Raw genomic sequence first — 21,627 nt, forward strand, 5'->3', positions numbered from 1 at the left:
TCATTTTAAATCTGCGTGAAACAAAATAATAATCTGCGTGAAACAAAATAATAATCTGTGTGAATCATTGTAATCTGTGGCTAAAATTAAAGTATAATTTTCTTTCCAGTTTCAGCGGCTTTATAAATGGCGTTGATGATTCTAACATCTTTAATTCCTTCTTCACCTGTAATATGATTTGGAAGTTTTTTATTGGCTAAAATTACTTTACAAATTTCATCCATTTGAGTTTGCTGTTGGTTTATAGCCGGAAAATTAAATGGTTTTCCATCAGATCTTTTGCCTATAAAAGGACCATAACTCACAGCAGGGCTCATTTCGAAAAAACCTTCATCTGTAGCGACGTAAAATCTATCAATACCAAAACCATAAGAACTGTCGCAATTCGCAACAGCACCACTCGGAAATTCCATTTGCCAAGTGATATTTTCTTCTACTTGCGCAAATCTATTTTTGTTATTCACATGTCCAAATTGTGCCGTAACCGAAATTGGTTCTTCTCCCAAAACATAACGTGAAACCTGAATGCAATACACTCCTAAATTGATTAAGGCACCGCCGCCTGCCCATTTTTTAGTAAGTCTCCATTCGTTTCGGGCATTTAAATCGATCGGTTTATTGATATCGCGAACATCGTAGGTGCTGTAACCAAGACCAGTTTCAATATAACGAACCTGTCCCATAACTTTTTCTTGTCCAAGACGTTTTATTTCTAAATGATTCGGTTCGTAGTGCAAGCGATAACCCATTGCCAATTGCACGTTGTTATCGTTACAGGCTTTTATCATTTCTTCGCAATCTTCGGCAGTAATTGCCATCGGTTTTTCTACAATTACGTGTTTTCCGGCTTTTGCAACGCGAACAGTAAATTCTTTATGCAACGCATTTGGAGTTACAACATAAACCAAATCAATATCTTTATTTTTTATGATTGAATCGAAATTTTCATAGTTGTAAATATTCTTTTCAGGAATATTATATTTTTTTCCATATTTCTGCTTTAGAAGGCGTTCCCGTAACGATTCCCGCAAGTTGACAATATTCAGAAACCTGAAGTCCTTCAGCTAGTAATGAGGCATAATTTCCTAGACCACACAAAGCAATATTTAATTTTTTTCCAGTGTAAGGCGCATGAGTCTTTTCTGTTTCGGTGATAAAAGACGGAAGTGTTGTCATCACAACCGAAGCTCCAACACCAAGCCCAAATTTATTTACAAAAGAACGTCTCGTAATTTTTTCCATAAAATGATTCTTTAAAAATTAAATACTTCTAATTAGTAAGCTCATTTTGTGAAATGTTACATTCGTGTTTTCGATTTAACCGCAAAGAGCGCAATCCCGATAACTATCGGTAACGCAAAGTTCACAAAGATTTTATTTCTCTCGCTCCCGATAACTATCGGGATGGCAGATAATGCAGATTTTTACTGTGATGAAAATATTTATGCAGATTTTAAAATTTAATCTGCTCAATCTGCGAGAGAAAATTTGTAGCCAAAGATTTGAAAAAATAATTCGTGAATTCGTGGCAAAAAAAATCACAGAAAAACAAAATGGTTTTATATATTTGAAATCAAGATAATTTTTGCATTATTTGCAAAATAAAACCAGAACGACTGAATTAAATTAATTAATAATAGCAAAAACATATATGGCATTTTCAAGTTTATTCCGAAAGAAAACGGTGCAGGATATTCTGAAACAGGTTGCAAAGAATGAGGCAGACGGACATGAGGCATTAGGAAAACACCTTACAACCAAAGATTTAACTGCTTTCGGAATTGCCGCTATTGTCGGCGCAGGTATTTTTAGCACCATCGGAAAAGCGAGTGCAGACGGAGGACCAGCCGTAATATTTTTGTTTCTTTTTACTGCTCTTGCATGTAGTTTCTTCGCTTTTGCTTACGCCGAATTTGCTTCGATGGTTCCGGTTTCAGGAAGTGCTTATACCTATTCTTATGTTGCTTTTGGAGAAATAATTGCATGGATTATCGGATGGGCTTTAATCATGGAATATGCAGTCGGAAACATAACTGTTGCCATATCCTGGAGTGATTATTTTACAGGACTGCTCCAAAGTGGCGGGATTCATCTCCCGCAATGGATTCAGATGGATTATCTGACCGCTTCAAACGGATTTAATGATGCCGAAGCCTTGATGCGAGGCGGAAAATCATTCGAAAATTTGAGCACGGCTTTACAGCAAGCTCATACAGCTTGGACGACAGCGCCAACAATAGGATCTTTTCATTTTGTAACTGATTTGCCAGCTTTATTCATTATTATTCTAATTACAGCTTTGGTTTACAGAGGAATGAAAGAATCTCGTAATGCAAGTAACTTAATGGTTGTTGTAAAACTTTGTGTGGTTCTTTTGGTAATTGCAGTTGGAGTGTTTTATGTGGATACAGCAAATTGGGATCCGTTTGCTCCAAATGGAGTTGGCGGCGTTTTAAAAGGAGTGTCAGCCGTTTTCTTTGCTTATATTGGTTTTGATGCTATTTCGACAACGGCAGAAGAATGTAAAAATCCACAACGTGATTTGCCACGCGGTATGATGTGGGCTATTATTATTTGTACGCTTTTATATATTGCCATTGCTTTGGTTTTAACCGGAATGGTAAAATATCACGAATTAAATGTTGGAGATCCTCTTGCATTCGTTTTCGATAAATTAGACTTAAAATGGATGTCGGGAATAATCGCAGTCAGCGCAGTTGTGGCAATGGCAAGCGTTTTATTGGTTTTCCAAATGGGACAGCCTCGTATCTGGATGAGTATGAGCCGTGATGGTTTATTGCCAAAGAAATTCTCAACGGTTCATCCAAGATTTAAAACACCTTCTTTTGCAACTATAGTTACAGGATTTGTAGTAGCAATTCCGGCATTATTCTTAAATCTTACAATGGTAACTGATTTATGCAGTATCGGAACATTATTTGCCTTTGTATTAGTTTGTGCAGGGGTTTTAGTGCCGCAAAACAAACCAGAAATTCCAAGAGGAAAATTCAAAACGCCTTATATCAATTCAAAATTTATTCTGCCAGTTTTAATGATTGCGGGATTGTATTATGCTTTTGCATTCAACAATAAAGCAACAATGGCGTTTATCAATAACGATCCGCAGATTTACGATGCTACTTCAATTGTAACTTCTTTAGATAAATCAGAATCAGAGCAAGTTTTTAAATATTTAGAAAGTATCGAAGTAAACAATAAAACTGCTGAAACATCAGATTTAGAGCATTTATTAGGACAATACCAAGACGACGAAGTGAAATATGCTGAAGTGGTAAAAGGATTGCCAATTGCTGATTCTGCAAAATACGAATCAGGTTTTGGTTTATTCAAACACAAAATACCAATGTGGATTTTCCTATTCGTTTTAGTTGGATTAGCAGTTTGGGCTTTTAGAAGAAACTTGTCTTTAATTCCACTATTAGGATTAATCTGCTGTTTGTATATGATGGCCGAATTAAGCGTTTGGAACTGGATTTACTTTACAATCTGGTTATTAATTGGACTATTAATCTACTTTACTTACAGTAGAAAAAACAGTAAACTAAACGTAGGTAATTATTAATTGTGAATTATAAATTATAAATGAAAAAGCCGTTCTGAAAATTGTTTCAAAACGGCTTTTTTGTTTTGCCATATATTAATGATTAAAAAAGTCTTTTGTTTCACGCAGATTCTGCAGATTTAAGCAGATTGAAATAGATTTTTTTAATTTTATTATAATAAATAAATCTGCGTATATCTGCTTAAATCTTTTTAAATCTGCGTGAAACTTCTTAGTGTATCTCTGTGAAAACTTCTTTGTGATTCTTTGCGGAATTCAAAATCCCAAGTTCAATCATACATTGTTTCATCATTTCGTAAGTACGATCAATATCATTATCCAAGCCAATCGAAAAACGAATTAAACCATCTGTTAATCCCATTTCTTTTTGTTCTTCAAGCGGAATTTCACTAGAAGTTGAGGTTCCCGGCGCGCTGAATAATGTTTTATAAAAACCTAAACTTACTGCTAGATAGCCTAAATTTCGGGCTTGCATTAACTCCATTAATTCATTCGCTTTTTCCAAAGTACCAACATCAATCGTCAGCATTCCTCCAAAACCATATTCCGGATTAATCATCATTTTATACAGTTCATGACTTGGATGACTTTTCAATCCTGGATAAACTGTTTTTAAACCGTCTTTTTCAAATTGATCAGCTAAAAAATGTGCATTATGACTGTGCTGTTTAATTCTAATATGAAGCGTGCGAAGGTTTTTCATCACACTTGCAGAACGCAGACTGTCCATTGTTGGTCCTAAAAGCATACTCGCGCCAGAATTTACATTTTTCAGTGAATTAATAAATTCTTTCGACGCACAAGTTACACCACCAACCGTATCACTGCTTCCGTTAATGTATTTTGTTAAACTATGAATCACAATATCGGCCCCCAATTTTGCAGGAGAAACAGAAAGCGGTGAAAAAGTATTATCGACTACCAATTTCAAATTGTGTCTTTTAGCAATTTTAGCCAAACCAGCAATATCAGCTACTTCTAATAACGGATTACTAACAGTCTCACAATACAAAACTTTCGTTTTTAGCGTAATCGCAGACTTCTACAATGTCTAATTTTGTAATGTCAACAAAGCTTGTTTCGATCCCAAATCTTGGTGTAAAGTTTTTCAGAAAAGCGTAAGTTCCGCCATAAATTGTTCGGCTTGAAACAATATGGTCGCCAGCACCGCACAATTGCAATAGAGTAGGCGTAATAGCTCCCATTCCTGATGCAGAAACATTTGCCGTTTCAGTTCCTTCCATTGCGACCAAAGCCTGATCGAGATATAAATTGCTGGGAGAAGAATGACGAGAATATAAATAACAGCCTTCCATATTTCCTTCGAAAGTATCAAACATGGTTTTAGCCGAAAGAAAGGTATAAGTCGAAGAATCAGAAATCGACGGATTCACACCGCCAAATTCTCCAAAGTATTGTAAATCCTGAATTTTATCTGCTGGGTTAAAGTCTTTCATATTTAGTTAGTTTCAAGTTGTTTGAAAAGAAATTTTATTCAAAGTAAGATTGAATTAGAAAAATAATCAATCGTAAAACGGATAATTAGATTTTAAAACTATAAAAATGTGTTTATAATGATTTTTAATCTAAATTTGATTCGTAAAAAGCATTTAAATAGATTTTCTATCATTTAGAAAAACTATCAACAATCAACCAAAAACTATCAACAAAAAATGATTTTAGACGCTACAGATAAAAAACTCTTGGTTTTACTACAAACCGATAGTAAAAAAACAACCAAAGAATTATCCTTAAAACTTGATCTTTCTGTTACAGCGGTATATGAAAGAATTAAAAAGTTAGAACGCGAAGGAATAATCAAAAACTACGTCGCGTTAGTCGATAAATCCAAAATCGAAAAAGGATTTGTCGTTTTCTGTCATTTAAAACTCATTCAGCACACAAAAGAATTCTTAACCAAATTCGAAAGTGAAGTCATCAAACTAAATGAGGTTTTAGAATGCCATCACGTAAGCGGCGATTATGATTATATTTTAAAAGTTCTGGTAAAAGATATGGAAGCGTACAGGGAATTTTTAGTAACAAAACTGACTTCATTACAACATATTGGAAGCACACAAAGTATGTTTATGATTAGTGAAGTGAAGAATTCGACGGTGATTTCGTTCTAAGATTCTAAGGTTTTTTATAATCTCGCAAAGACGCAGAGTCGCAAAGTTTTTGATTGAATTGCCTCCAGCTTTAGCTGGAGGTTTTGTATTTAGATAGAAAAAGGTTTTAGTTTAATCTGCATAAGTTTGGCTAAAGCCCTTTTATTTTGACAATATTTCTCATCCAGCTAAAGCTGGACGCTATTCAATCTTAAATCAAAAACCTTGCGACTCTGCGTCTTTGCGAGATTAAAAAACAAAACTTTGCGAACCTCTGCGTAATTCTTAATGCCCTTTGCGGTAAAACTCACACCCAAAATTTCACGCAAAAAACATTGAAAATTAAACTTTAAACAGAACTTTATTGCTTAATTTTGTAACCGCTAAAATAAAAACAAAATACTATGAGTTCATTTGACGTAGTCATTATAGGTTCAGGTCCTGGAGGATATGTATCAGCAATTCGTTGCGCACAATTAGGTTTCAAAACTGCAATTGTAGAAAAATATAATTCATTAGGCGGAACTTGCCTTAACGTAGGTTGTATTCCTTCAAAAGCATTATTATCTTCTTCTCACCATTATTCAGAAATCGCTCATTTCGCAGATCACGGAATCGAAGTTTCTGGCGATGTAAAAATCAATTTAGAGAAAATGATCGCGCGCAAACAAGCCGTTGTTGATCAAACTGTAGGTGGAATCAACTACTTGATGGATAAAAATAAAATTACTGTTTTCAACGGTTTAGGTTCTTTCGTAGATGCAACGCACATTGCTGTTGCAAAAGCTGACGGAACATCTGAAACTATCGAAGCAAAATATACTGTAATTGCTACAGGATCAAAACCATCTTCTTTACCATTTATCAAAATTGATAAAGAAAGAATCATCACTTCTACTGAAGCTTTGGCTTTAAAAGAAGTTCCAAAACACTTAGTAATTATTGGTGGTGGAGTTATCGGAATCGAGCTTGGACAAGTTTACTTACGTTTAGGAGCTCAAGTTTCTGTAGTGGAATTCATGGACAGAATCATTCCAGGAATGGATGGAGCGCTTTCTAAAGAATTGACTAAAGTATTGAAAAAACAAGGAATGAAATTCTACGTTTCTCACAAAGTAAAATCAGTTGAAAGAAACGGCGATGCTGTTACAGTTCAGGCTGAAAATGCAAAAGGAGAAACAATCACTCTTGAAGGAGATTATTCATTAGTTTCTGTTGGTCGTCGTCCTTACACAGACGGATTAAACGCTGACAAAGCCGGAGTAAAAATTTCTGACAGAGGACAAGTTGAAGTAAACGATCATTTACAAACTAACGTTCCAAATATTTATGCAATTGGAGACGTTGTTCGTGGAGCGATGTTGGCGCACAAAGCAGAGGAAGAAGGAGTAATGGTTGCTGAAATTTTAGCAGGTCAAAAACCACATATCGATTATAACTTAATTCCTGGTGTTGTTTACACTTGGCCAGAAGTTGTCGCGGTTGGACAAACTGAAGAGCAGTTAAAAGCGGCTGGAGTAAAATATAAATCAGGAAGTTTCCCATTCAAAGCTTTAGGACGTGCAAGAGCAAGTGCTGACTTAGATGGATTCGTAAAAATCTTAGCTGATGAAAAAACAGATGAGGTTTTAGGAGTTCACATGATCGGTGCTCGTACAGCAGATTTAATTGCTGAAGCAGTTACTGCAATGGAATTCAAAGCTTCTGCTGAAGATATTTCAAGAATGAGCCACGCGCACCCAACTTTCGCGGAAGCGGTAAAAGAAGCAACATTGGCGACTACTGAAAATAGAGCTTTACACGTATAATTTTTTACGTAAAATATATTTAAAACCGTCAAATTTAGTTTTGACGGTTTTTTTTAATGTTTCATTTTTGTACAGAATATTTAGGTTTGGTTATATTGTGTAGTCCCTACGGGACTAGTTGTAATTGCGTTAATATTCTTTTCTACCAACATATAATCTCTACGAGATAACAATCTTTTGTAATCGATTTTTTTTATTGAATATATGGTTCAACTCCGCTAGGAGTTTAATATTGGTAGAACAAAATTAATGGGAATAAAATGTCCCGTAGGGACTAAATGTTTTGAAAACTAAATGCGAAAAATATTTTGATTTGAAAAATATAAAATCACAGAAATATTTTGTAAATTAGATGTGTATTTCAGATGCTATCTTTACTTAAATTAAAAAGATAACATTATGAAGAATAGATATATAGCTCCAGTTCTTCTTGGGGCGGGAATTGCGGCAGTACTTTATTCCTGCAGTTCTACAATTCCTAAAAAAGCGGTTGCCGTCACCAACTTTGATAAGGCAAAATATTTAGGAAAATGGTATGAAATCGCAAGGTTAGATTATAAATGGGAAAAAGATTTAAATAACGTCACCGCCGAGTATTCGCTGAATGACAATGGCACTATAAAAGTTGATAATAAGGGCTATGATGTCAAAAAAGACAAATGGGAGGAAAGTATCGGGAAAGCCAAGTTTGTCAAAAAGGACAATGTTGGTATGCTTAAGGTTTCATTTTTTGGTCCTTTTTATGCTGGATACAATGTTATCGCAGTAGATCAAGATTATAAATATGCTCTTGTTGCAGGCGAAAGTTTGAAGTATATGTGGATACTTTCGAGGGAAACTACAATTCCTGAAAGCATTAAAGCTGATTTTCTGATTAAAGCCCAAGAAATTGGATATAAAATTTCCGATCTAATTTGGGTAAAACATGACAAAACAAATTAAAAAGAAACCCGATACTTTAAGGTATCGGGTTTTTTATTTCTGATTGAAAATAAATTAAGCTGTAAAGACACTTTTGTAGTTATCCCAATATCTGTAAATCAAGAATAAGTTGCCTAAAAATAATAGTCCCGCAATTGGCAGGCCTTCTGGCGTCAGGAAATAATTGATGAACAAGATATTTACCGTAATAGGCAAGATCAAAATATTAGCTAATGTTACATAACGTCCTGTTACAAATGCAATTCCGCAAAGCAATTCAATTGATTTAGCCAAGGGCATTAAATAAGTAGAAGCCATTAAACCTGTATTAAAGGCTTTAAAATCATTATTGGTTGCTGGTTCTGCTGGCATTAAGTGAAAGAAAAAACTAATAGAAGCAAAAAGAAGCAAGAGGCCAATTAAAACACGGACAATAATAGTAGCAATTTTCATAATACTTAGGATTTTTAAATAAGTTAAAAAATATAAATAATGTGCTTGGAAATCGTCTAACGTAAATTCCTCGTAAACAGAATTGGTATTTTGACTCTGTTTTATTGAGGATTTTTCAATTGATCTAACCTTGTTTTGGGATTAATTGAAATCTATATCAAATATAACGATTTTTTCATTATTAAATTGCTATTTTATTAACACTTTTCTTATTTCTTGATATATTTTCTGTAAAGAAAAAATCCTCCAATACTTATTAAAATGATCGGCCAAATATTGATAAAGAAAATCAAGATAGACTCTAGAATGTACCAACCGCTTTTTAAAGCATCAATGGTTTGGATTCCTAAATTAGGTTTGTACGCAACGCTGTCTTTTTCGCTTGCCATTACCTCTTGTCTGATGGTTTCGTTTTGATAAAGCCGCAACGTAATGGTGCTAAAGTTAACTTGATCCTGCAATGAGAGATTTTCAATGGTGCTATTGTCTTTTTCTTCTCTTTTATTGTCCAGCGTATTTTCAGCTTCTACAATATCATTAATTTTTTTCCTTTTGAATCAATTGCATTTGCAACTCTTTTTTCAGAAATACTGTTTCTTTTTTGCGAAAGCTGATTGGCTAACATTTTTATAGAAACATCATCGGCTTTGATGACTCTGAAATCTAAAAAATCAATTTGTTTGGCAATTGTTTTTATTACGGTGTCCAATTTTGTGTTAGGAACTCGAATAGTGATATTGTTTTCGACAGAATATTTTGTGGTTTCTAAAGTGCTGTCTTGGCTGATTTTTGTCTTAATCTGATCATGAATATTGCTTTGAAGATTAGTGTAAGTCACAAATCCACCGAATTTTTGCGTAGCATTTTCAATTGCATAAGTAGATTTGACGACATTTTTAACCTTAAACTTAATATCAGCGGTACGAATAAATTTCTGTTTGCTGTTTTTTTGCTCGACTGTCGCCGACGACGAAATTGCAGTGCTGTCCATAGTTGCAACATTTTCCGAAGCTTCAGCTGTTGCATAATCTGCTTTTTTGCAAGAAAATAATACTAGAATAAGAATTAAGGTGGTCAAACCTAATTTTGCAGTTGTTTTCATAAAATTTTTAAAATTTGATTAATAAATGAAATATTTACACGATGTAAATACGGTTTGTTGTTAAAGTTTAAGAGTAGTTTTTAATCAAATGGCGAATTTTATGGATTAGTGTTAAAATCGATATACTAAAAAGTGTGCCAATATTTTTTTGTTAATTTATTTTAAACCATTAAGGCATTAAGCTTCATAAAGCGTTGGTCTTGATTTTCTTGACTATACAAGGGAATTAAGCTTAGAATTCAGAACTCAATTTTCTTAATGTCTTAATGGTAAAAAAATTAATGAAGGATTTTTTTGTCGTAATTTTGAAGTCTAAAATTTATGCTTCTTTGAGAGTTTCAATCCATAAACATATTTCCAATCCAGAACAATTCAAACAACAGCTTTTAGTTTGGTCGCAACATTTTCGCGAAATTGTTTTTCTGGACAGCAATTCATATCCTCAGGAATATTCAAGTTTTGACTGTCTGCTGGCTGTTGACGCCTTTACTTCGGTAAAAACCGATTTTCAAAATGCTTTCGAAGATTTAAAACAATATCAACAAACCACAAAAGATTGGCTTTTTGGCTATCTTTCGTATGATTTGAAAAATGGTACCGAAGATTTAAAATCAGATAATTTTGACGGATTGGATTTTCCGGATTTGTTTTTCTTTCAGCCAAAAAAAATATTTTTATTGAAAGAAAACCAACTTGAAATTCAGTATTTATTACTTTGTGACGACGAATTTGAAGATGATTTTAGTGAAATAGTTGAGATAGTCGAAAGCCCAAAGTCTAAAGTCGAAAGTGCTGTATCTTTAAAGATTGAACAGAGAATTTCGAAAGAATTGTATGTTGAAAAAGTGACAAAAATGCTTGAGCATATTCACAAAGGTGATATGTATGAAGCTAATTTTTGCATGGAATTTTTGCTGAAAATGCGACTATAAATCCGTTAGAAAAATTCGAGAAATTGAATGTTATTTCACAAGCACCATTTTCGGTTTTCTTTAAAAATCATAAGCAATATCTGCTTTCGGCTTCGCCAGAAAGATATCTGAAAAAAGTTGGCGATAAAATAATTTCGCAACCCATAAAAGGAACTTCAAAACGTTTTGCAGATCCTGTTGAAGATGAAAAATCAAAACATTTTTGGAAAACGATGCAAAAGAACGTGCCGAAAATATTATGATTACCGATTTGGTTCGGAATGATCTTTCTCACACTGCGCAAAAAGGCTCTGTTGAGGTTGCGGAACTTTGCAAAATCTATTCGTTTTTGCAGGTTCATCAAATGATTTCAACAATTACTTCAAAATTAGACAAACAATATTCATCAGTTGATGTTTTAAAAACAACTTTCCCAATGGGAAGCATGACCGGAGCACCAAAAATTTCGGTGATGAAAATTATCGAAAATCTGGAAGAGACTAAACGCGGTCTTTATAGCGGAGCTATTGGATATTTTACTCCCGAAGGCGATTTTGATTTTAATGTAGTGATCCGAAGTATTTTATATAATCAGGAAAATAAATACGTTTCATTTTCTGTCGGAAGCGCCATAACATCGCTTTCTATTCCTGAAAAAGAATACGAAGAATGTTTATTGAAAGCGAAAGCAATGCACGAAGTTTTGCAATAAAGGATTGAAAATGTTTTTTTGTTTCACGCAGATTTGGCAGATTGAGCAGATTTAATTTGAATTTAGGAATAAATAAAATCTGCGTAAATCTTTTCAAGGGTAAAAAAATCAGCTTAATCTGCCAAATCTGCGTGAGAAAATATTAGTGCTATTCGTGGCAAAGAAAATATTCGGCTTAACATTTCGTTTAAAAATAGATAGAATTTAATTTTTTACATTTATCAAATGTTTTCAAACTTTCAAAATCATATCGTTTCTCGTTTTCCATTTTTAGCAGAAAAAAAGCTTTTTCTGGCTGTAAGCGGTGGATTAGACAGTATGGTTTTGTTGCATTTGTTGGAAAAATTGCCTTACGAAATTGCGGTTTTGCACTGTAATTTTCAGCTTCGCGGATTAGAAAGTTTTGGAGATCAAGAATTTATTCAGAATTACTGCAAGCAAAACAACATTCCGTTTTTTACCACACAATTCGATACCAAAGCTTTTGCCGAAGATTATAAATTATCGACACAAGTTGCCGCAAGAGAGCTTCGCTACAATTGGTTTTATGAGATTTTGGATGAAGAAAATTTCGATTATATTTTAACAGCACATCACGCTGATGATAATCTAGAAACCTTTTTGATCAATCTAACTCGCGGGACAGGATTAGACGGATTAACTGGTATTCCGGAACAAAATGATAAAATAATTCGTCCGCTTTTGCCTTTTTCTAGAGAAGAAATTCTGAAATATGCCGAAGAAAATAATATTGAATGGCGTGAAGATAGTAGTAATGCTTCGAATAAATATTTACGAAATAAAATCCGTCATGATTTAGTTCCGATTTTAAAAGAAATCAATCCGAACTTTTTGAATGCTTTTCAGAAAACGCAATCGTATTTGCAGGAATCGCAGGAAATGGCTGAAGATGCATCGATTATGATTTATCAGCAAGTGGCAAAAGAAGAAGGGGAAGATATTCATTTCGATTTAAATCAGTTGAAAAAATTACCCAATTATAAATCGTATTTGTATCAATGGCTGAATGAATTTGGTTTCACAGCGTGGAATGATATTTACGATTTGGTAAATGGACAATCTGGAAAACAAGTGCTTTCGGAAGAATTCAGATTGCTTAAAAATAGAGAAACTTTAATTTTGAGCCCCATTTCATACGAGCCTAAAAACGAAGAATTTGAAATTCATGAAAATGAGACAGAAGTTAATTTTCCCTTAAAAATGAGACTTTGTAACGTAGGTCACATAAGTATAGCCTCAAATAAGTCTATATTTGTGGATGCTGAAAAAATCCAGTTTCCTTTGATTCTACGTAAATGGACTGAAGGCGATGTTTTTCATCCTTTTGGAATGCAGGGGAAATCAAAAAAGTGAGCAAGCTTTTTAAAGACGAAAAATTATCTCTGATTGAAAAAGAAAAAACGTGGATTTTGTGTTCAGATGACCAGATAGTTTGGGTTGTTGGAATTAGGCAAGACGAACGTTTTAAAATTGAAAATACCACAAATAATATACTTAAAATAGAACTGCAATAATGAACTTTAATCAATACCGTCAAACGATAATGACAAAAAATTACTGGAGTAAATCCCTTTTATTTTTACTGTTTTTGCTTTTTTCTTATGCAAAAAGTAATGCTCAAGTTTTAGAGCCAGTAAAATGGACTTCTAAAATTGAAAAAAAGGCAGGCAATAATGCTGTTTTGATTTTTGATGGGACAATTGAAAAAGATTGGCATATGTATTCGCAGTTCACGCCAGAAGGCGGGCCATTGGCATTGGAAATTGCATTTAAAAATCAAAAAGGAAATTACGAATTAGTTGGAAAGGCAAAAGAAGGAAAAACCAGAACGGCGTTTAATGACGTTTTTGGCGTAAACGAAACTTTCTTTGAAGGAAAAGCGCATATCGAGCAAGAAATCAAGATTATCAACCCAAATTTAAAAACGGTTGATGTTGATTTTGATTTTCAGGTTTGTAAAGAAGTTTGCATCAATTCGAATAAAAAATTCTCAATTGCGATTCCGTCGACTTTTAATATGGACGCAGTTCCAGCAATAACAGAAGCGAAAAAAGATGAGACAAAAGTAACTGGAATTGCGGTGGATACCATTTCAAAAGCGGCAGATTCAGCAAAAACTCAAGTTGTAAAATCAAATATTGAAGAGCCGATTTCTAAAGAAGATATGCCAGCTCCAGCGCCATCAAGAAGTTTGTGGTCTATCTTTTTCTTTGCGTTTTTAGGTGGTTTCGTCGCTTTATTTACGCCTTGCGTTTTCCCAATGATTCCAATGACCGTGAGCTTTTTTACAAAACAAAGCAAAAGCAGAGCAAAAGGAATCAGAAATGCAATTATTTACGGATTATCAATTATTGCGATTTATGTAATTCTAGGTTTGATTGTAACTAAAATATTTGGTGCTGATGCTTTAAATGCATTATCTACAGATGTTTGGTTCAATTTAATCTTCTTCGTGATCTTAATCATTTTTGCAACTTCGTTTTTAGGAGCTTTCGAGATCATGCTTCCAAATTCATGGGCAAACAAGGCGGATCAACAAGCTGACAAAGGTGGAATTATCGGAATATTATTTATGGCATTGGCATTGGCAATCGTGTCATTTTCATGTACAGGGCCAATTGTCGGGACCTTATTGGTTGAAGCGGCTTCAAATGGAGGAATTGCACCTATTGTTGGAATGTTAGGTTTTTCTTCTGCATTAGCACTTCCATTTATGTTGTTTGCGTTGTTTCCAGGATGGCTGAATTCATTGCCAAAATCGGGTGGATGGTTGAATACTGTAAAAGTGGTATTAGGATTTTTGGAATTGGCTTTGGCATTCAAATTCTTATCAAATGCTGATTTGGTATTGCAATTGCATTTCTTAGAAAGAGAAGTTTTCTTAGCGATCTGGATTGCAATTTTTGGAGCTTTAGCATTATATTTATTTGGAAAAATTACATTGCCTCACGACAGCCCAATTCAGCATATTTCAGTTGGAAGATTGTATTTAGGAATTTTATCTTTAATATTTACCATTTATTTGATTCCTGGACTTTGGGGTGCTCCGTTGAAATTAATCAGCGCATTTCCACCACCGCCACAATATAGTGAAAGCCCATTTGGAGTTGGGGGTTCTGGAAATTCTAATGCAACTTCTGGAGAGATAGAAGGCCTTCCAGAAGGTGCAGAATTAGGACCGCATGGAATAATGGTTTTCCACGATTATGAAGATGGTCTAGCTTACGCAAAAAAATCAATAAACCCATAATGCTTGATTTTACAGGATATGCGTGTGTAAATTGTAGAAAAATGGAAAATAATGTTTGGTCAGATCCTTCGGTTTTGCCAATCTTGAAAAATGAAGTTGTTTTGATTTCTCTTTATGTTGACGACAAAAGAGAGCTTCCAAAAAATGAGCAATTTGTGACAAAAGCAGGTGATGAAATCATTACTGTAGGGGATAAATGGACTGATTTTATGATTTCAAAATATAAAACCAACACACAGCCTTTATATGTGATTACAGATTTAGAAGGGAATAATTTAAATAGTTCAAAACCAACAATAAGTTATGTTCCTACTGAAGAATATTTACAATGGCTTAAGGAAGGGATTTCTAACTTTAAATAAGATTTTTTAGTTATGAGTTATGAGTTATAAATTATGAATTGAGATAGATTCTGATTCAATCTTATTGCGATTAAAAATATAGCCCGCGGTTTCAACCGCGGGAACACAATCAATATCAAACCTATATTCTATGCGTCCCCACGGTTGAAACCGCGGGCTATGTTTTAAAAAGTTTGTGTTTACAATATTTTGATGATAAGAGTTTAGTTCTAAAATCTACAATCTGCAATCTAAAATCTAAAATAACAAGCAAGGATTAATATTAATTCAAATGAAAATCCCTCTAAGTTTTAGCTTAGAGGGATTTTTTTGTAAAGGCAAAAAGAGACAATTAATTATTATAAGTACTCTCCGTGTTGAGAGATGTCTAATCCTAATTCTTCTTTTTCTTCAGTAACTCTTAAAGGAGTGATTTTGTTTACAATGAAGAATAAAGCGTAAGAAGCACAGAATGCAAAGATTGAAACGATTACTAGAGCTTTCAATTGCGTTAAGAACAATGTTGCATCTCCAAAGATTAATCCTTCGTGGTCACCAACAATTGAGTTTACACTTTTAGAAGCAAAAACTCCAGTCAATAACATCCCTACCATTCCACCAACACCGTGGCAAGCGAAAACGTCAAGAGCGTCATCGATTTTTCCTTTAGGGAATTTGCTCACAACAATATTACTGATTACTGCGACGATGATACCGATTGCTAAAGCATGAGGAATAGTTACGAAACCAGCGAGCAGGAGTGATTGCAACTAAACCTACAACAGCTCCAATACAAGCTCCCATTGCAGATAATTTGTGTCCTAAAATTTTGTCAAGGAAAACCCAAGCCATAGCGACAGAAGCGGCGACGATTGTAGTAGTTCCTAAAGCTTGAGCGAGCAAGACTTCCGGCTCCAGCGAGCAGAACCTGCGTTGAAACCAAACCATCCAAACCATAATAAACCTGTACCTAATAATACATAAGTAATTCTAGCAGGGTTAACTTTTTGAACTTTACGTTTTCCTAAGAAAATTGCTCCAGCCAAAGCGACCCATCCAGCACTCATGTGTACTACAGTACCACCAGCGAAGTCAAGAACTCCCCAGCCAAAGAATAATCCATCAGGATGCCAAGTCATGTGGCATAATGGAGCGTATATGAATAAGATAAATAAAACCATGAATAATAAGTAAGCCCAGAAACGTACACGCTCTGCAAAAGCTCCTGTGATTAATGCTGGAGTAATGATTGCGAATTTTGCTTGAAATAAAGCAAAAAGAATCATCGGGATTGTTGGTGCTAATTCCCACGCAGTGTTTGCGCTTACTCCTTGGAAAAATATATTTGAAGAAGGATCTCCAATGAAACCGCCTATAGATGGCCCAAAACATAATCCGAAACCAATTACTACCCAAAGTACTGTAACAATTACCATTGCCATGAAACTTTGAAGCATTGTGCTGATTACGTTTTTCTTGCCTACCATACCGCCATAGAAAAATCCTAATCCCGGAGTCATTAATAATACAAATGCCGTAGCAACAACCATCCATGCTGTATCACCCGTGTCTAATTTTAATTCAACAACATGAGCGCCTAATGTTTTTGATTCAGTAACAAATGAGATAGAAAAAATAGATAGTAACAAAATCGTGATGAGGATCACACTTAAAATAATTTTTCGCATAGTTATTTAGTTTTAAATTTTTTATAAAAGTATAAAATCATTCGACACCCCTATAAAAAATAGAGCCTATTGTTTAATTTTTGTTAATTTTAAAATTTGACCCCCTAAATTTTGCGTGTATATCTTAAAAAAGACTTAAATTTTACAATTTATTAATCTTGAAATGGGTAAAAAGTACCATTTATGCAAATTATGATGAAAAAAAGATACTATTATTCTTAAAATACTGATTTTTTCTTCTCAAATTATTCAATGTATTGTTTAAAGTGTGTTGCTTCAAATGAAAAAGGCATCAAATGAATATTTCAATTGATGCCTTTTTGTATTAAAAAAGATGTATTATTTCTGACCGAACTTCTCTTTGAATTTTCTGTTCAGTTTATTTTGGAAAGTATCTAAGTTGATATTTCTTCCTTGAATAAAAGCAGTTGTCAATTTGTTTGTACGCATATCTAAAGCATCTCCTTCAGAAATAAATAAAGTGGCGTCTTTACCCGTTTCTAAAGTACCGCAAGTAGCATCAATACCTAATAATTTAGCGGTATTTAATGTAATTAACTGTACAGCAATTTCTTTGTCTAAACCAAAAGCGGCGCAAGTTCCTGCCAAGAAAGGCAAGTTTCTCACGCTCATACGCTCGTGATCACCGCTGTTTTCTAATCCTACAACAATTCCTTTGTCAGTAAGCATTTTTGCCATTTTATAAGGCAAATTCACATCTTGATCTGCGCTTGTTGGCATATCGTGTACACGTCTTAAAAGTACGCCTACATTGTATTTTAATAATTGAGGAGTTGCTTTGTAAGCTTCAAATCCGCCAACAATAACAATCTTTTTAATTTGATTGTCTGTCGCTAATTGAATGGCATCTACAATTTGCTTTTCTTCATCAGCGTGGATATAAAGTGTTTGAGTTCCGTCAAATAAACCTTTTGTAGCTTCAAGAACAATGTTTCTTTCTTTTGGAGTGGTTTGATTATACGCTTTTGCATTAATCAAAAATGCATTGATTTCTTCAGACTGTTTTGCATAATCCTTGTTTGGCTCAATAACTCCAGGCTCAAACCAAGATCCTGATCTTTTGAAACTTGATGGAAAGTTTAAATGAATTCCGTCATTTTCTTTTAAAATAGCATCTTTCCAGCTCCAAGCATCTAATTGCACGATTGATGAAGTTCCAGAGATTGTTCCACCACGTGGAGTAACCTGTGCGATTAAAATTCCGTTAGGACGAACAGTTTCGACTACTTTTGATTCTGAATTATAAGCAATAATACTTCTCACATTCGGATTAAAAGTTCCAATTTCTTCCTCGTCATCTGATGCTTTTACAGCATCAATTTCTACTAAACCTAAAGTCGCGTTTGACGCAATAAAACCTGGATAAACATGTTTTCCAGTCGCATCAATTGTAGTGTCATAGGCATCAGCGGCAAGTCTGATAGTTGTTGCATCGGCTACTAAAGTCAGTTTTCCATCTTTAAATCCGATTGCGCTATTTTGAATTACTTTTCCGTTCCCCAAGTGCGCAGTAGCATTTAAAATCAAAACCGATTTTGATTGCTTTGGCGCTGGAATTTGTTGTGCATTCATTTGTATAGAAGCACAAAACAACAGCAACAGTTTATATATATTCTTATTTATCATGTTGTATCTTTTTATCATTATGAATTTTCTAAAGCTCTTATAACTGTTCTAAAGTATCACAGTGATATTCTCTTTTCTCTTTTCTTGTTGGCGCCTGAGTGCTGTTTCCTTTGTTTTTTTCTTGCGACATTTGTCCAATCAATTCGTTTCTTTCTTTAGTGATGGCCAATTGTTTTTGAGCATCTTTTTCGATATCAAAATAAACTACACCTTCAATAATTGTTTTTTCAGCTTTAGCATAAATAGACAATGGATTTTCACTCCATAAAACTACATCGGCATCTTTGCCTACTTTTAAGCTTCCTACCTTATCATCAATATGTAATAATTTTGCAGGATTTAAAGTCACAAATTTCCAAGCATCTTCTTCAGATACATTTCCGTATTTTACAGCTTTTGCGGCTTCTTGATTTAATCTTCTTGACATTTCAGCGTCATCAGAGTTGTAAGCAACCACTAAGCCTTCATTGTGCATAATTGGTCCGTTGTACGGAATTGCATCATTAACCTCAAATTTATAGGCCCACCAGTCAGAGAATGTAGAAGCTCCAACGCCGTGTTCTTTCATCTTATCGGCAACTTTGTAACCTTCTAAAATGTGCGTGAAAGTGTTTACTCTGAAATTGAATTTTTCAGCAACATTCATCAACATCAAAATTTCTGACTCTACATAAGAGTGACAAGTAATGAAACGCTCTTTGTTTAAGATTTCAGCAAGAGTCTGTAATTCCAAATCCACTCTCGGAGCTTTTCCTTTTTTATTTCCAGCATTGAATTTTTTCCAGTTTTCGTCGTATTCTTTAGCCAATTGGAAATAATCTGTGAAAACTTGTTCAACTCCCATTCTGGTTTGTGGAAAACGTGTTGGATTGTCAATTCCCCAATTCGCTTGTTTTACGTTTTCACCCAAAGCAAATTTGATGAATTTTGGTTGGTTTTTGTACAACATATCTTCTGTCGCAGAACCCCATTTCCATTTTACAATTGCAGAACGACCACCAATTGGGTTTGCAGATCCGTGCAATAATTGCGAAATAGTAACACCTCCAGCTAAATCTCTATAAATATTAATATCTTCAGAGTTAACAACATCCTGAATCGTAACTTCGGCAGTTGAGTTGTGTCCGCTTTCGTTTACACCTTTAGAAATTGCGATATGCGAATGCTCGTCAATAATACCGCTTGTAATGTGTTTTCCTTTTGCATCGATCACAGTTGCAGATGCATCTGAAAGGTTTTTTCCAACAGCGACGATTTTTCCGTTTTTGATTAAAACATCTGTTTCAGTCAAAATTCCTTCTTTTTCATTCGTCCAAACTGTAGCATTTTTGAATAATAAAGTTTGAGCCGTTTGTTTTTTAGTATCTCCAAAAGCAACGTTTGGATACGTTACAGGCATAACCGCATTTGGTTTTTCTGGCTTAACAGTATCTTTTACTGCCACAAACGGATTAGTTTTTACTGCATTCCAAACTAATTCATCTCCGTTTGCTAAAACAGCTTTTCCTGAAAGCGCATCTGTTTTTTCAACAAATCCAGTTAAACGAGCAAAGTTTGATTTAATAGTATCCGCAGGTTTGATGACAAGTGAAACCCAATTTTTTGCGATAGAAAAAGTGCTTTTTACTTTTTTAGAATCAGCAGTTGTGATTTCTGATTTTTGAGCATCAGCCGTTCCGTCAATTTTCCATTTATAAATATCTTTTCCAACAGTCAAGTTGTAATTTCCACGAATATCTTTTGCATTGATATCGTTCACGATATATTTGCTTCCTTGAACCCAGTTTTCATATAAAACTGTTTTTTCGTCAAAAATTTCGCCAGAAGTAATAATGAAATTGGCAAAACTTCCCGTTTTCAAACTTCCAACTTCGTCGCTTTTTCCTAAGATCGCCGCCGGAATTGTCGTTAACGCTTCTAAAGCTTTTGTTTTATCAAAACCATATTTTATTGCTTTCAATAAATTAGGTTTAAAATCTTCAATCTTTTTTAATTTGTCTGTTGTTAGAGCAAAAACAACTCCGTTTTCTGAAAGCACTTTCAAGTTTGTTGGCGCTTGATTCCAGAAACGCATATCTGCCAATTCAATTTGGTTTGATAAATATGGATTAGAAACATCATAAGCATCTGGGAAACTTATCGGAATGATGAATTTTGCATTCGTAGCTTTTATTTCTTCAATTCTCTCAAATTCGTTACCGCTTCCTTTTAAAACGTAGTTTAAGCCAAATTCTTTTGCAATTTTCGAAGCTCTTAAACTGTTCAATTTATCTTCTGTTGCAAAAATCTGAACTAATTTTTCATTGCTAGCCAAAGCTTCTAATGATAAATCTTTGGTTTCAGAATTTCCTTTTTTATACCAATCTAAGTCAAGGTACATTTGGCGCAATAAAGCCATCATACCCATCAAAGAGCTTGGATATGCTTGACTTGTCAAAGCACTTTTTGTAAAAGCAAAGTGATTTGTTAGTTTGTTCGAAATGATTTGTTTGCTGTTGTCTTCATTATTAAGAGCGACTAGAGCTCCAGTTCCTTGAGCGATTCCGTCAACAGTGTGAGTTCCAACAACACCAAAACCAGCTTTCAAAAATTCTTCTGCTTTTGGTTGGTCATATTTGAAAGTTTCGTAACCGTTTACTTCAGGTCTAACGCTTTCGTTCCAGTAATAACCCGTTCTTTTTGTGTCATAAATCTGATTGCGGTTGCGTCCTGGAGGTAAGTTTGATTTTGGTTTTTCGATTCCAAAACTTGTATAAGCATCAATAAATGATGGATAAATTGTTTTTCCTGCCAGATCAATTGTGATGCTGTTTTTAGGAATTGCAATTGAAGTTCCAACAGAAACTACTTTTCCGTCTTGGATCAGCAATGTTCCTTTTTCAATTTTTTGAGTTGGTGTAACATAAATCGTGGCGTTTGTAAAAACAGTGTAATTTTTACTTTTGTTATGCACACTTTCATTAACAGGGAAATAGTCTTGAGCATACGTTTTTGTTAAAAAAACGCTCAAAAAGAGTAGTAGTAGGGCTTTTTTCATATGGTATTTGCTAATTTGTTGCTAAAAATATGAAAATATGTT

11 protein-coding genes and 5 pseudogenes are annotated in these 21,627 nt (G+C 34.2%); 7 read left to right on the plus strand and 9 right to left on the minus strand.

Annotated elements, in window-relative coordinates:
* Positions 1-86: 86 nt before the first annotated feature.
* Positions 87-1,031 carry a Gfo/Idh/MocA family protein gene (locus ACQ9BO_RS09640; protein WP_431244532.1) on the minus strand — a complete coding sequence of 315 codons (945 nt, stop codon included), beginning with the start codon at positions 1,029-1,031 and terminating at the stop codon, positions 87-89.
* Positions 976-1,242: a hypothetical protein gene (locus tag ACQ9BO_RS09645; RefSeq protein ID WP_431244533.1), complete on the minus strand. Its 267-nt coding sequence runs from the start codon at positions 1,240-1,242 to the stop codon at positions 976-978. The genes ACQ9BO_RS09640 and ACQ9BO_RS09645 overlap by 56 nt, the downstream gene beginning before the upstream one ends.
* Before the next feature lie 409 nt (positions 1,243-1,651).
* On the opposite strand from ACQ9BO_RS09645, the gene ACQ9BO_RS09650 reads away from it, so the two are divergent.
* Complete coding sequence (locus ACQ9BO_RS09650) at positions 1,652-3,583, plus strand: amino acid permease (RefSeq protein ID WP_431244534.1); 1,932 nt, start codon at positions 1,652-1,654, stop codon at positions 3,581-3,583.
* Positions 3,584-3,794: 211 nt separating this feature from the next.
* Here ACQ9BO_RS09650 and ACQ9BO_RS09655 read toward each other — a convergent pair.
* Positions 3,795-5,040, minus strand: a pseudogene (locus tag ACQ9BO_RS09655) (aminotransferase class I/II-fold pyridoxal phosphate-dependent enzyme).
* 216 nt (positions 5,041-5,256) lie between these two features.
* Here ACQ9BO_RS09655 and ACQ9BO_RS09660 point away from each other — a divergent pair.
* The 3 genes from ACQ9BO_RS09660 to ACQ9BO_RS09670 all read left to right on the plus strand — a co-directional run bounded on the left by ACQ9BO_RS09660 (position 5,257) and on the right by ACQ9BO_RS09670 (position 8,444).
* Positions 5,257-5,715: an Lrp/AsnC family transcriptional regulator gene (locus ACQ9BO_RS09660; RefSeq protein ID WP_035649236.1), complete on the plus strand. Its 459-nt coding sequence runs from the start codon at positions 5,257-5,259 to the stop codon at positions 5,713-5,715.
* A 383-nt stretch (positions 5,716-6,098) separates the two neighbouring features.
* Entirely contained in the window at positions 6,099-7,502 is a 1,404-nt protein-coding gene (lpdA, locus tag ACQ9BO_RS09665) for a dihydrolipoyl dehydrogenase (protein WP_431244535.1), read from the plus strand.
* A gap of 399 nt (positions 7,503-7,901) precedes the next feature.
* Complete coding sequence (locus ACQ9BO_RS09670) at positions 7,902-8,444, plus strand: lipocalin family protein (protein ID WP_431244536.1); 543 nt, start codon at positions 7,902-7,904, stop codon at positions 8,442-8,444.
* A gap of 54 nt (positions 8,445-8,498) precedes the next feature.
* Here ACQ9BO_RS09670 and ACQ9BO_RS09675 read toward each other — a convergent pair whose 3' ends face one another.
* From ACQ9BO_RS09675 to ACQ9BO_RS09685, 3 genes are all read right to left on the minus strand, one after another.
* Positions 8,499-8,876: a DoxX family membrane protein gene (locus ACQ9BO_RS09675; RefSeq protein WP_026728810.1), complete on the minus strand. Its 378-nt coding sequence runs from the start codon at positions 8,874-8,876 to the stop codon at positions 8,499-8,501.
* Between the two features lie 209 nt (positions 8,877-9,085).
* Positions 9,086-9,418: a DUF4349 domain-containing protein gene (locus ACQ9BO_RS09680; RefSeq protein WP_431245096.1), complete on the minus strand. Its 333-nt coding sequence runs from the start codon at positions 9,416-9,418 to the stop codon at positions 9,086-9,088.
* On the minus strand, positions 9,403-9,978 hold the full coding sequence (locus tag ACQ9BO_RS09685; protein ID WP_431244537.1) for a DUF4349 domain-containing protein: 576 nt from the start codon (positions 9,976-9,978) through the stop codon (positions 9,403-9,405). The genes ACQ9BO_RS09680 and ACQ9BO_RS09685 overlap by 16 nt, the downstream gene beginning before the upstream one ends.
* A 329-nt stretch (positions 9,979-10,307) precedes the next feature.
* On the opposite strand from ACQ9BO_RS09685, the pseudogene ACQ9BO_RS09690 reads away from it, so the two are divergent.
* The 3 pseudogenes from ACQ9BO_RS09690 (at position 10,308) to ACQ9BO_RS09700 (ending at position 15,234) form a co-directional block, all read left to right on the plus strand.
* Positions 10,308-11,601 (plus strand): annotated as a pseudogene (locus ACQ9BO_RS09690) (anthranilate synthase component I family protein).
* A gap of 225 nt (positions 11,602-11,826) precedes the next feature.
* Positions 11,827-13,136: pseudogene (tilS, locus tag ACQ9BO_RS09695) on the plus strand (tRNA lysidine(34) synthetase TilS).
* Positions 13,136-15,234: pseudogene (locus ACQ9BO_RS09700) on the plus strand (cytochrome c biogenesis protein CcdA). Before tilS ends, ACQ9BO_RS09700 begins: the two co-directional pseudogenes overlap by 1 nt.
* A 338-nt stretch (positions 15,235-15,572) precedes the next feature.
* Here the strand turns inward: ACQ9BO_RS09700 and ACQ9BO_RS09705 are convergent.
* The 3 genes and pseudogenes from ACQ9BO_RS09705 to ACQ9BO_RS09715 form a co-directional block, all read right to left on the minus strand.
* A pseudogene (locus tag ACQ9BO_RS09705) lies at positions 15,573-16,901 on the minus strand (ammonium transporter).
* A gap of 339 nt (positions 16,902-17,240) precedes the next feature.
* On the minus strand, positions 17,241-18,494 hold the full coding sequence (locus ACQ9BO_RS09710; RefSeq protein WP_431244538.1) for an amidohydrolase family protein: 1,254 nt from the start codon (positions 18,492-18,494) through the stop codon (positions 17,241-17,243).
* A gap of 91 nt (positions 18,495-18,585) precedes the next feature.
* Positions 18,586-21,585: an amidohydrolase family protein gene (locus tag ACQ9BO_RS09715; protein WP_431244539.1), complete on the minus strand. Its 3,000-nt coding sequence runs from the start codon at positions 21,583-21,585 to the stop codon at positions 18,586-18,588.
* Positions 21,586-21,627 lie beyond the last annotated feature (42 nt).

The sequence above is a fragment of the Flavobacterium sp. P21 genome (assembly GCF_050632225.1).
Lineage (GTDB): Bacteria > Bacteroidota > Bacteroidia > Flavobacteriales > Flavobacteriaceae > Flavobacterium.